Source organism: Pseudomonas baetica, assembly GCF_019733355.1.
Classification (GTDB): Bacteria; Pseudomonadota; Gammaproteobacteria; order Pseudomonadales; family Pseudomonadaceae; genus Aquipseudomonas; species Aquipseudomonas baetica_A.
This window is the reverse complement of record NZ_JAIHLQ010000082.1, coordinates 1-11,167: the sequence shown is the minus strand read 5'-3', so window position 1 is coordinate 11,167 and position 11,167 is coordinate 1. Positions and strand designations below refer to the sequence as shown.

11 protein-coding genes and 1 pseudogene are annotated in these 11,167 nt (G+C 57.9%); 7 read left to right on the top strand and 5 right to left on the bottom strand.

Annotated features, from left to right (window positions below):
• Positions 1–69: 69 nt before the first annotated feature.
• Positions 70–1,047 carry a tripartite tricarboxylate transporter substrate binding protein gene (locus K5E40_RS33605; RefSeq protein ID WP_221734358.1) on the bottom strand — a complete coding sequence of 326 codons (978 nt, stop codon included), beginning with the start codon at positions 1,045–1,047 and terminating at the stop codon, positions 70–72.
• A 53-nt stretch (positions 1,048–1,100) separates the two neighbouring features.
• Positions 1,101–2,393 (bottom strand): OprD family porin, encoded by a 1,293-nt coding sequence (locus K5E40_RS33600; RefSeq protein ID WP_221734357.1) that lies wholly within the window; start codon positions 2,391–2,393, stop codon positions 1,101–1,103.
• 236 nt (positions 2,394–2,629) lie between these two features.
• On the opposite strand from K5E40_RS33600, the gene K5E40_RS33595 reads away from it, so the two are divergent.
• Together K5E40_RS33595 and K5E40_RS33590 are read left to right on the top strand one after the other, a co-directional pair.
• On the top strand, positions 2,630–3,301 hold the full coding sequence (locus K5E40_RS33595; protein WP_221734356.1) for a response regulator: 672 nt from the start codon (positions 2,630–2,632) through the stop codon (positions 3,299–3,301).
• Positions 3,294–4,679 (top strand): sensor histidine kinase, encoded by a 1,386-nt coding sequence (locus tag K5E40_RS33590; protein ID WP_221734355.1) that lies wholly within the window; start codon positions 3,294–3,296, stop codon positions 4,677–4,679. The genes K5E40_RS33595 and K5E40_RS33590 overlap by 8 nt, the downstream gene beginning before the upstream one ends.
• Positions 4,680–4,775: 96 nt before the next feature.
• Here K5E40_RS33590 and K5E40_RS33585 read toward each other — a convergent pair whose 3' ends face one another.
• Both K5E40_RS33585 and K5E40_RS33580 read right to left on the bottom strand, forming a co-directional pair.
• Positions 4,776–5,597 (bottom strand): HDOD domain-containing protein, encoded by an 822-nt coding sequence (locus K5E40_RS33585; protein WP_221734354.1) that lies wholly within the window; start codon positions 5,595–5,597, stop codon positions 4,776–4,778.
• 34 nt (positions 5,598–5,631) lie between these two features.
• Positions 5,632–6,573, bottom strand: coding sequence for a folate-binding protein YgfZ (locus tag K5E40_RS33580; protein WP_221734353.1), 942 nt, complete (start codon positions 6,571–6,573; stop codon positions 5,632–5,634).
• A gap of 150 nt (positions 6,574–6,723) precedes the next feature.
• On the opposite strand from K5E40_RS33580, the gene K5E40_RS33575 reads away from it, so the two are divergent.
• The gene (locus tag K5E40_RS33575) at positions 6,724–6,978 is read left to right on the top strand and encodes a succinate dehydrogenase assembly factor 2 (RefSeq protein ID WP_201148613.1); all 255 of its coding nucleotides are present in this window, start codon (positions 6,724–6,726) and stop codon (positions 6,976–6,978) included.
• Positions 6,962–7,414 carry a protein YgfX gene (locus tag K5E40_RS33570; protein WP_221734352.1) on the top strand — a complete coding sequence of 151 codons (453 nt, stop codon included), beginning with the start codon at positions 6,962–6,964 and terminating at the stop codon, positions 7,412–7,414. Before K5E40_RS33575 ends, K5E40_RS33570 begins: the two co-directional genes overlap by 17 nt.
• On the opposite strand, the pseudogene K5E40_RS33565 reads toward K5E40_RS33570, so the two are convergent.
• Positions 7,383–7,574: pseudogene (locus K5E40_RS33565) on the bottom strand (L-aspartate oxidase); the annotation flags it as partial. The gene K5E40_RS33570 and the pseudogene K5E40_RS33565 sit on opposite strands and share 32 nt — an antisense overlap.
• A 43-nt stretch (positions 7,575–7,617) precedes the next feature.
• Here K5E40_RS33565 and K5E40_RS33560 point away from each other — a divergent pair.
• From K5E40_RS33560 to K5E40_RS33550, 3 genes are all read left to right on the top strand, one after another.
• Positions 7,618–9,102, top strand: a complete 1,485-nt coding sequence (locus K5E40_RS33560; protein WP_126360727.1) for a tyrosine-type recombinase/integrase — start codon at positions 7,618–7,620, stop codon at positions 9,100–9,102.
• Positions 9,103–9,430: 328 nt separating this feature from the next.
• Complete coding sequence (locus K5E40_RS33555; protein WP_221734351.1) at positions 9,431–9,946, top strand: BRO family protein; 516 nt, start codon at positions 9,431–9,433, stop codon at positions 9,944–9,946.
• A 586-nt stretch (positions 9,947–10,532) separates the two neighbouring features.
• Positions 10,533–10,814: a hypothetical protein gene (locus K5E40_RS33550; protein WP_060519988.1), complete on the top strand. Its 282-nt coding sequence runs from the start codon at positions 10,533–10,535 to the stop codon at positions 10,812–10,814.
• Positions 10,815–11,167 lie beyond the last annotated feature (353 nt).

The following is an 11,167-nucleotide window of genomic DNA, read 5'->3' as shown; positions in this document are numbered from 1 at the left end:
GCTCGCCCGGGGCCGCAGCACAGGAGTTCCCCCCGGGCGAGCGGGGCCGCAGCCGCTAGACAGAGACGATCACTGAATCAGGCCGAACTCTTTGGCCAGCACTTTGTAGTCCGCGACCTGCTTCTTCACGTAGGTGTCCAGTTCCGGACCGGTCATGGCGAACGGGAACAGTTCACGCTGATCGCGCAGCTTGGCGAAGTCTTCGGAGGCCAGCAGTTTGTCGAATGCCGCTTTCCACCAGGCGTAGTCTTCATCGCTGACTTTTGGCCCGAGGTAGAAACCGCGTACCACCGGCCAGACGATGTCATAGCCTTGCTCTTTGGCCGTCGGGATGTCTTTCATTTCCGGCTGATCCAGACGCTTGTCGGCAAACACCGCCAGCAGACGCATGTCACCGCTCTGGATGTGCGGCATGGAGTCGGAGATGTCGGTGCTGCCGACCTGAATGTGACCGCCGAGCAGGGCCGTGGCGATTTCGCCGCCACCTTCGAGGGCGACGTAACGCAGGTCACGCGGGTTGATCCCGGCAGCCTTGGCGATCAGCGCCGTTTGCATCCAGTCCTGGCTGCCGACGGTGCCACCGGAACCGATGACCACTTTGCTCGGATCTTTCTTCAGCGCCTGAACGAGATCGTCGAGAGTCTTGTAGGGCGAATCGCTTTTCACGGCAATGGCGCCGTAGCTTGTACCGACGGCTGCCAGCCAGCGCACGTTGCTTTCATCGAAACGACCGAACTTGCCCTGAGCCAGGTTCAGCAGCGAACCGCTCGACCACGCCACCAGGGTGCCGGCGTCGGCGGGACGTTGAGCGACCACCGCGTTGTAGGCTACCGCGCCAACACCGCCGGGCATGTAGGTCACGCGCATCGGTTTGCTCAGCAGTTTCTCGTTGACCAGCGCGCTTTGCGCCAGTTTGCAGGTCAGGTCGAAACCTCCGCCAGGCGAGGCCGGGGCGATACATTCCGGACGTCTCGGCTCGGCCAAGAGCTGGCCGGCAAACAGGATGCAACTGGCGGCGAGTGCCACTTTACGCAGTGATAAGTTCATTTCAGTCTCCACGGACATTGTTGTTATTCGAGGTGTTGCTTACCCAAGGGCATTTACCAAAGAGCAACGCTATAGCTCACCAGCAGACGCACTTCGTCCGCATCGCGAGCAGAATAGTTGGAACGGTAGGTTGCATTACGCAGGCGTACGGCAACGTCTTTCAGGGCACCGCTTTGCACCACATATTTGATTTCGGTGTTGCGCTCCCACTCTTTGCCTTCATCACCGTTCTTGAGTTTGATGTTGTCGCCGCTCAAGTAGCGGGTCATGAAGCTCAAGCCAGGGATGCCGAGTTTGCCGAAGTCGTAGTCGTAACGTGCTTGCCAGGAGTGTTCTTCGGCGCCGGCGAAATCGTTGATCTGCACGAAGTTGACCAGGTACGGGTCACTGCCATCGACATAGGGGAATGCACTGTCGCCGGACATGTGCTGATAACCGGCGGTGAACTTGTGGCCGCTCAAGGCATAGCTGACCAGACCGTTGAGCGAGCGGTTGTCGATCTCGCCGCCACGGGCTGCGCCTTGGTCATCACTGACGGCAAAACGCAGGTCGGTCGCAAACGTACCGGGGCCCATCGGCCGTGAGGCGACGAGGCCGAAGAAGTGCTGGTTGTAGACTTCGTCGAGTTGGGCGAAGTGGTAACTGCCGGTGATCTTGTCGGTGAACTTGTAGTCCACGCCGCCAAAATCGAAGTGCTTACCGGCGACGGCACCAGCGAAACGGCCGTTCTTGTTGTTGAGGGCGATGTCCTCGAAATCGGTGCTGTCGCGATCCTTGGCTTTCTCCAGACGTCCACCGGTGAAGGTCAGGTTCTTGATCTCTTTGGACGTCAGCAAGCCGCCTTCAAAGGTCTGCGGCAGGATGCGCCCGTCGTTCGCCTTGAGGATTGGCAGTTCGGGAATCAGGCTGCCGATTTTCAGTTCCGTGGCGGAGATTTTTACTTTGCCGGTCAGGCCGACTTTCGAGTATTCGTTCGCGGCGCGCCCATCGTCGTGGGTCGGCAGCAGGCCGCTGCCGGTACGGTCCGGACTCGAATCGAGTTTGACCCCGAGCATGCCCAGCGCATCGACACCGAACCCCACGGTGCCGTCGGTGTAACCCGATTGCAGATTGAGCATGAAACCCTGAGCCCATTCATCGCGTTTGGATTGCTGGGCGCTGGTGCCCGAGCGAAAGTCGCGGTTGAAATACATGTTGCGGGTTTCGAAGGTAGCGCTGCTGTCTTCAATGAAGTCGGCGTGGCTCAGCGGCGAAAAACCGGCGAGGGCGGCGGCACTGGCAAGGGCGGTATGGCTGAAACGGGAAGGACGAACAGGCGTAAGAGCCTTGGTCTGCAAGGACGGCATGCGGGGGTACTCCGTTTATTGTTCTTATTGGTCGAAAACGCTTCGTGGCGTTTTTCGTAACGCTGTGTGGCATCAGCGACGGCAGTCTGGACTGTCCGTGCATTGACTCTAACGGGCCAACCTTTCGCTAACCTTTCAACTGACTTTCAAGGTTTTCGGGCTTCACAGCGGCAGATGCGGCTGTAAACTTCGCGGCAAAGCGTGGCGTCGGCCATCCCTGAATGAGGTGAAAATCCATGCGTGTTCTGCTCGTCGAAGACCATCTGCAACTGGCCGAAAGTGTTGCTCAGGCGCTCAAGAGCACGGGTCTTACCGTGGATGTGTTGCACGATGGCGTGGCGGCCGACCTTGCGCTCGGCAGCGAGGAGTACGCGGTGGCGATTCTCGATGTCGGCCTGCCGCGCATGGACGGTTTTGAGGTGCTGGCGCGATTGCGCGCGCGCGGAAAGAATTTGCCGGTGCTGATGTTGACCGCGCGCAGCGATGTGAAGGATCGCGTGCACGGCCTCAATCTTGGCGCTGACGACTACCTTGCCAAACCTTTCGAACTGACCGAACTGGAAGCACGGGTCAAAGCCCTGTTGCGCCGCACTGTACTCGGCGGCGAGCGTCAGCAGCGTTGCGGTGTGCTGGCCTACGACCTCGACACCCGTCGCTTCACCCTCGGCGAGGAATTGCTGACCCTGACGTCCCGCGAACAAGCGGTACTCGAAGCGCTGATCGCCCGCCCGGGGAGGGTGATGAGCAAAGAGCAACTGGCGTCGCAGGTGTTTGGCCTTGACGAGGAGGCCAGCCCTGACGCGATCGAAATCTACGTGCATCGCTTGCGCAAGAAACTCGACGGCCAACCGGTGGCGATCGTGACCTTCCGTGGTCTCGGCTATCTGCTGGAAAGCCGCGATGCATAAGCCCAGCAGCCTGCGCTGGCGGTTGCTGTGGAATCTGGCGCTATTGCTGGTGGTGTTGATGCTCGCCAGCGGCTTGAGTGCTTACTGGAATGGCCGCGTCGCCGCCGACACTGCCTATGACCGAACCTTGCTGGCCTCGGCGCGAACCATCGCTGCCGGCTTGTCCCAGCGTGACGGCACCCTCAGTGCCGATGTGCCTTATGTGGCCCTCGATACTTTTGCTTACGACAGCGCCGGGCGGATCTATTACCAGGTCAACGACATTCATCAGAAGCTGATTTCCGGTTACGAAAACCTGCCAGGACCGCCGCCCGGCACGCCAAGAACCGACGATTATCCGGCGTTGGCGCGCTTCTACAACGCCACGTACCGGGGCCAGAACGTGCGCGTGGTCAGCCTGCTCAAAGCGGTGAGCGAACCGAACATGAATGGCATGGCGGAAATTCGCGTCGCTGAAACCGACGAAGCTCGCGTCAGCATGGCGCGCGGTCTGGCGGGCGATACGTTGCTGCGATTGGGCATGTTGGCGATTGGCGCGTTGCTGTTGGTCTGGTTCGCGGTCAGTGCAGCGTTGCGGCCATTGGAGCGGTTGCGCACGGCGGTGGAGGAGCGTCAGCCCGATGACTTGCGCCCGTTGCCATTGGTGGAAGTGCAGCACGAGTTTGGTCCGCTGGTACGCAGCCTCAACCATTTTACCGAGCGCCTGCGCGGCCAATTTGAACGTCAGGCGCAGTTCATCGCCGATGCGGCGCATGAATTGCGTACGCCACTGGCAGCGCTCAAGGCGCGGCTTGAGTTGGGTCTGCGATCAAGTGAACCCGAGACGTGGCGCAGCACTCTGGAATCCTCCGCGCAAAGCACCGATCGCCTGACCCATTTAGCCAATCAGTTGCTGTCGCTGGCCCGCGTCGAAAACGGCGCTCGGGCGATTGCCGAGGGCGGCGCGCAGTTGCTCGATCTGAGTCAATTGGCCCGTGAACTGGGCATGGCCATGGCGCCGCTGGCGCACGCGCGCGGTGTCGCGCTGGCGCTGGAGGCGGATGAGCCGGTGTGGTTGCGTGGCGAGCCGACGCTGCTCAATGAGTTGCTGAGCAATCTGGTGGACAACGCATTGGCGCATACACCGTCGGGCGGCAATGTGACTCTGCGGGTCACGGCGCCGGCGGTGCTTGAGGTTGAAGATGACGGGCCGGGGATTCCGCTGGAGGAGCGTGATCGGGTGTTCGAGCGCTTCTATCGGCGTAATCAGCAGGTGGCGGGCTCGGGTTTGGGCTTGGCGATTGTCGGTGAGATTTGTCGGGCGCATCTGGCGCAGATCAGCCTGCACGATGGTGAGCAGGCGGGGTTGAAGGTGCGGGTGAGCTTTATCGCCGGGTGATTTGTATGGGTTGTGCAGGCCTCTTCGCGAGCAGGCTCGCTCCCACAGTGGGCGCGTAAAACTTGTGGGCTTGCTCGCGAATGGCGTGGTTTCAGATCAGTAAAACATCGTCCGCGACTCTTCCAGGTCTGCGCACAACACTTTGTTCTCGGGATCGATCCCAAGCTTCCTGAACGCCGGGACAGTGAGCGGATCAATGCGTGCAAACGGATGGTCGGTGTCCTTGTGGCAATACAGGCTCGCCACTTGCACCAGATCGACGTAATCGATCTCAGCCGAATCACGTGTGAAATCCTGATAAAGCCCCGGCAATTTCACCAGTCGCTCGGGGAACTCCCAAACGCGCAGCAGTTTGTCACCCAGCAGCGGATGAATGTTGTCGATCACATGGTTGAGGCTGACCGGGTCCGACAGCAGTTCGTAGTGGTCTTCGGCGTAGGTCAGAATCGGCAGCACGCCGATCTGATGCACCAACCCGCCCAATGCCGCCTGATCGGGCTTGAGCTGAGAGTAGCGGCGACACAGCGCATAACTGACCCCGGCGATTTCCAGACTTTTGCGCCAGACGTCGCGCATCGTCTGTTCCACCACTTCGGAGCTGGCATGGAAAATCTGCTCCATCACCAGGCCAATCGCCAGATTGCTGCTGTAGTTGATGCCCAGTCGGGTGATGGCAGTGTGCAGGTCGGTGACTTCCTGCGCCGCGCGCAGCAGCGGGCTGTTGACCACTTTGATCAGACGCGCCGAGAGCGCGGTGTCTCGGCCTATCACTTTGCTCAGGTCGCTGACGCTGATTTCCGGGTCTTCAGCGGCCTTACGAATTTGCAGGGCCACCTCCGGCAACGTGGGCAGAACCAGGTCATCGTTGTCGATGGCCTCAATCAAATCCTTTTGGACCTTATCCGCCAGTTCGCTCATTTAGACTCTCTAGGGTGTTGCACAAAAGCGGCGATCAGCGCTGGATTTCGCGGTCGCGATCCAGTTCGTAGGGCAAATCGAGCAAATGCAGTGCCTGGCCCTCAAGGCTGCCCAGATGCAGATCGCCCGCTTCGGCAGCTTCGGCCTGCAGCACCGCCAGTAGTTCAATGTTTTGTCCGGCGTGGGCGGCCAGCACGACTTCGCCGATCGAACTGTTGTGGCTAGGCGCGAACAGTTGCGTGCCGGGCGCCGGCAACTCACCCGCCTCCAGGCTCACGCGATACAGACGGCGCTTGAGTTTGCCCAGGTATTGCATGCGCGCGACGATTTCCTGGCCGGTGTAGCAACCTTTCTTGAAGCTCACGCCGCCAACTGCTTGCAGGTTGAGCATCTGCGGGATGAACAGTTCGCGGGTGCTCGGCATGACCTGACCGATACCGGCGCGGATCTGCCCCAACAGCCAATGATTGAGTTCACCTTCAGGCAGGGCCGCCGACAATTTGCCTTTGATCGCATCGGCTTGATCGGCTGGCACCCAAAGTTCGGCACGATCCGGCGAGACGCGAATTGCGACCAGACCTTCACTGCGCACGACGCAGTCTGTTTCCGCCGGCAAGTCCAGACCGAGGCCGGCCAAGGCGCTGTCGCCATGCGACAGGCCGAAACGCACCCAGGCGGCGCTTTCGTCAGTCAGTTTGGATTTGGAGAACACGGCGTATTTTTTCAGATCCGCCAGTTGCGGCTCCAGCAGCTCACTGGCCATGGCCAGCACCACACCGTCACCTTCGAGCAGAATGCGGAAACTGGACTGCATCCGGCCTTTTTGTGTGCAGCGCGCACCCAGGCTGGCCTTGATGTCACTCAGGTAGTTGATGTTGCAGGTCAATTGGCCTTGCAGGAATTTTCCGGCATCCGCGCCGCGAACCGCGAGAACGCCTTCATGAGACAGGGTGCAGAAAAAAGCAGAATCGGCCATGGGTCTTCGCAGGGTAAATAGACTGGGGCACATCATAAGGGCGTGCTGTTGAAATGGGTAGTTCATAAAGGATCGGTGGTGCCCGACCAAAGCCGACTGTGCGAGCCGCGTCGGGGCTGTATACTTGCCGCCAAATTTGAGGAGGGCCCCATGGTCGAACAAGTTGAACTCAATCGCCTCTTTTGGCACAGCCGTCGCGGCATGCTTGAACTTGACGTGCTGCTGGTGCCGTTCGTGAAAGAGGTTTACGCAGGCCTGAATCAGGTTGATCGCGATTTGTACGTGCGCCTGCTCGAGTGCGAGGATCAGGACATGTTCGGTTGGTTCATGGAGCGCAGCGAGTCCGAAGATCCGGAATTGCAACGCATGGTTCGCATGATCCTGGATCGTGTTCAGCCCAAGTAATACGTTTGAATGCCGCTGGCATGCCTCACGGCAGTTGCTGGCGGCGTATCTATTGGCCCAGGCATTCGCTTTGGGCTCGTTGTGCCTACTGTCTATTCCACTCTGGGCGAGTCTGGCCGGTGCTTTCGGTTGCCTGCTTCACGGTTTCTGGGTGTTGCCGCGGCAGATCCTGCTGAGTCATCCCAAAGCATTTTGTGGATTGCGTCGAGATGCCGACGGCTGGCAACTGTGGAATCAGGCCAATGGCTGGCAAGCCGTGCAGTTGCGACCCGACAGTCTGGCACTGCCGTTGATCGTGGTGCTGCGCTTTCGTTTGCGCGGGGAGTGGCGGGTCAGATCGATCTGTGTGCCTCGGGACTCGCAGGCGGCGGATCTGCACCGACGCCTGCGAGTCCGACTCAAGTTCAGCCGACGTAGGTGGGCGGCACCAGAATAGTGTCGAGCGCTTCGGGCAGCAGGTCAGGATAGTCGAGGGTGTAATGCAGGCCGCGACTTTCCTTGCGCTCCATGGCTGAACAAATCATCAGCTCAGCCACTTGTGCAAGGTTGCGCAGTTCGATCAGGTCGCGACTGACTTTATAGTTGCTGTAGAACTCGACCCAATGAGGCTAAACCCAATGGATACAGGGGTTTCAGCCGATGAGCGTCCTCAAGAGTCCCCAAAATGGGACAAACCTGTTACAAACCGCCCTTGCCAAGCCGTACCACTATCGTCGGTCTGGCCGCTATTACCTTCGCCTTCGCCCGCAAGGCGCCACTCAAGGCTTCTTTACGTTATCGCTTAGGACCACCGATAAGGCCACCGCAATGCAAATCTCGAAGGACATCCTCAAGACCCTCTCTCTTTTCCACTTGGATAACCCAAAGGCCTCCTGGAGGGAGCTTAAAGAGCGCCTGATTACCATCGCTGAGGAGTGCCTTACGATGGCCCACGGAGACGACTCCTTGGTGGCCTATGAGATGATCTATGACGAGCTTCGGTTGTCCTTACGTGAGGCCTCGGCTAAAGAACCGTTGACCGTTGACCAACAAAGGGCTGCCGGTAAGTACGTGGAGGTCCTTGAGGCTGCTCAGGAGCGTTTGAAGGGCAGACCTCAGAAGCTGGTAGAGATCATAAGGGAGCTGAAGGGTGAGTCTTGTGGCACGTCAATGGCCCCATATCTGCCCCTATCTGTATTGCCGTCCACACCAGTGGCGCTCAGCACACCGATGACCTTCAAGACCCTCTCGGGGCTCTACATGGACGAGCGCAAAGACAGCATTCAGGCCAGCACCATGAGGGACGTGAAGTCCTCGTGTGAGGCTATCGGTTCGATCCTTGGGGACCTGAACTTGAGGACCCACACAAGGGAGGACATGAGGAATCTGAGGGATAAACTCTTGGAGGACCGCAAAGCTTCGACGGTGAAGAAGCTGCTCACCAGATTCTCGACTGTAATGGACTGGGCTGTGAACAATGGCTATCTCGAAAAGAGCCTTGATAAGGGCTTGAAGCCAACTAAGGGAGCCGATAGCTCTCGTGAGCCGTTCTCTCGGGATCAGGTGAAAGCCCTGATGGATCACGCGAAGACCCTTCCAGTAGACGCATGGCAGCGCTGGGCGTTGTCCCTTGGGGTCATCACTGGGGCTCGCATCGAGGAAATCAGGCAGTTGACCAAGGCGGACATCAAGGAGGTCCCAGGTGTCAGTGGTGCGAACCGCACTTGGGTCATCGACATAAACAGGAACGATGGGAAGTCAGTTAAGACCAATAGCTCAGTGAGGGTCATTCCGTTGACCGATGGGGCCTATGGGTTTGATCTTCAAGCGTTCCTTGAGTTTGTCGCAAAGGCCGACTCTCGGTTGTTCACGTTGGGCGCTGGGCAGTTCTCCGGGGTGCTCAATGGGACCCTTAGGGAAGTCCTGGGCCTCAAGACTGATAGAACACAAACCTTCCACTCACTGCGTCACTCTCTCGCGGGAGCCTTGAAGGCCGCTGAGGTCCCTGTGGGCACCGCCGAGTCGATCTTGGGGCATTCCTCGGGGTCGATCAGTTACGACCTTTATGGGGCCGGGAGTGCCGTAGAGGTGGGGCGGATGGCTGAGGCATTGAGGGCAGCCTTCAAGATGGAGGCCGCACAATGAGCAAAGTGACCATCACTAACAATCCACTGGTCGCGCTTCGCTTGGGTCTACCTTTCCGGCTATGCCGTCTGCCTGACAAAGGGCCTCAATTCGGCCACGGTGTTTATATACCGCCAGGGCACCTACAGCGATTCATGACAATGCACGCTATGTCTCTAATTGAGGACTTGGAGGCCTTGGCGATACGCGATGAGATGATGCAAGAAGAAGTTGATAGGCTTCGGCTCAGTATCGACACTCGACGGGCTACTTGTGGACTTTCTCCAAGGGCACTGGTGGGGCATACCGAGCAATCGGACATAGTGGGGCGCGTGGAGGTCGCACTGTAATGACGATGAAATTCGTTAAGCAGAGCTTCATGGGAATCGAGCTGGATGTCCTCGTGGGTCACCCAGAGCATGATTTGCTGTTCGTCGCGACTCAAGTGGCCCGAGCGGCGGGCTTGAAGGACCCTAAAAGCAGTGTTCGGCAGCACGCCCCGAAAGCCTCCGCTGGCGTCCTACGGGTCTCTGATGTCTTAGGGGATAATTTATCCTCTATGAGACCCGAGGGGATTCATGCCCCGACCTGGGCGAAGATGTACCTGTTCACTGAGGCAACCATGTACGACATGCTCCTACGTGGTCACGCCCCAGCCTCTGAACCCTTCCGCAAGTGGGTCACTGAGGAGGTTCTCCCTTCGATCCGCAAGACTGGCACCTACAACATCCACGAAAGCGAAACTAAGGAAGCCCAGCAGTTCGCCGGAGAGTTCGCACAGCTCCACTCGGCAATCTCTGAGCTGACCAGCGAGGTCCTCAGTCTTAAGGAGATCATCGCGGGCTGCCAAAAACCCTCACTATAAGGGGAACCCAAGGATGGGACCCCGAGTGTGTGCGTGTGAGGTGAGGCCTGAATTAAAAACCCTCACTATAAGGGGGACAGGAGGATAAGCCCGCTTGGTTAAACCAAGTGGCACCTTCTGCCCACCTACTGCCAGTCCTTTGGGCTGGTCACTGCTGACCCATTGCCTGTGTCTCTGGGTCGCCTTCTTGTCTATCGCCAGTCGCTGCCCCTCGGGGTCATGCCAAGGTGGGCAACGGGAGGACAATCGGGAGCTATGAGCCCGAGCCTAAGGCAGACAGGCGTATCGTGGTGTTCGCTCAATGTGACCTGGTGTTCACTTTGGGCCTTTTCGAGAACTGGGGGCGCTCGAACTGACCACGAGAACAGGGGGGCTTAAAGAACTTAAAGATTAACTAAGAGGTTCTCTTGGAGATCATTAATTATCTTGTGTAAACAAGTAATTAAATCTTTAGGTTTATCTTTGGGTCTTAGTGATTAACTTTAAGTTTCTCTCTTGGTGTCTTAAGGTTAGGACGGGTCTTGTCAGACCACGAACCTGGGAACTTCGAGGTAGCTCAAAGAGCAAACAAAAGGAGCCTGTATACATGACCAAAAAGATAGTCCCGAGACCTGATGCCTCAGAGGAGCACTTGGCGATTATAGGGTCTCTCCGTGAGGCCATCGACGTGCCCGCTAAGTTGCACCTGCTAATTGACCTGAGGTCTTCCTATAAGCCCCACCGTGAGTGGAGCCGGGAGGAGCAGTACCTCATTGACCACCATAGGTCGCCACTGCTGCCCAAGCTGATAGCGTCCCTTGGAGCTGCTGGTGTCTCACTTCGGGACGCCCTGAGCGTGCCACTGTTATTCAAGATGAACGCGAAGTAATTACACCGGTTGTCCTCACAGCGTTAGCCGCACTAACCAAGGGCACTTAATAGAAATCAAGAATCCATAGAGCAACTTTCAGGGTAGGCGTATCGTCCGTCTTCTCCGTGTCTTGTCGTGCGCTCTACGTGCGGACTGAAAGTTGCTCTATGGGTAGGTCGGAGAAATATACCCAAATGAACATCAACATCACCGCTGTAACTCCCTCTAAGGAAGGTCTGAAGTAAGACCTTCTTTTTCCAGCAAATCGGGCGTCAGGCTGTAAAAAAGAGAGCACTTCGCTGAAACTCTAGAAATATCGACTTTTTTCGATGAATAAGCCTGTTTTAAGCACTTATTAATCCTTAATTTCC

Coding starts and splice junctions, on each gene's coding strand:
- K5E40_RS33605 (WP_221734358.1), bottom strand. CDS start 1,047: ATGAACTTATCACTGCGTAAAGTGGCACTCGCCGCCAGTTGCATCCTG.
- K5E40_RS33600 (WP_221734357.1), bottom strand. CDS start 2,393: ATGCCGTCCTTGCAGACCAAGGCTCTTACGCCTGTTCGTCCTTCCCGT.
- K5E40_RS33595 (WP_221734356.1), top strand. CDS start 2,630: ATGCGTGTTCTGCTCGTCGAAGACCATCTGCAACTGGCCGAAAGTGTT.
- K5E40_RS33590 (WP_221734355.1), top strand. CDS start 3,294: ATGCATAAGCCCAGCAGCCTGCGCTGGCGGTTGCTGTGGAATCTGGCG.
- K5E40_RS33585 (WP_221734354.1), bottom strand. CDS start 5,597: ATGAGCGAACTGGCGGATAAGGTCCAAAAGGATTTGATTGAGGCCATC.
- K5E40_RS33580 (WP_221734353.1), bottom strand. CDS start 6,573: ATGGCCGATTCTGCTTTTTTCTGCACCCTGTCTCATGAAGGCGTTCTC.
- K5E40_RS33575 (WP_201148613.1), top strand. CDS start 6,724: ATGGTCGAACAAGTTGAACTCAATCGCCTCTTTTGGCACAGCCGTCGC.
- K5E40_RS33560 (WP_126360727.1), top strand. CDS start 7,618: ATGAGCGTCCTCAAGAGTCCCCAAAATGGGACAAACCTGTTACAAACC.
- K5E40_RS33555 (WP_221734351.1), top strand. CDS start 9,431: ATGACGATGAAATTCGTTAAGCAGAGCTTCATGGGAATCGAGCTGGAT.
- K5E40_RS33550 (WP_060519988.1), top strand. CDS start 10,533: ATGACCAAAAAGATAGTCCCGAGACCTGATGCCTCAGAGGAGCACTTG.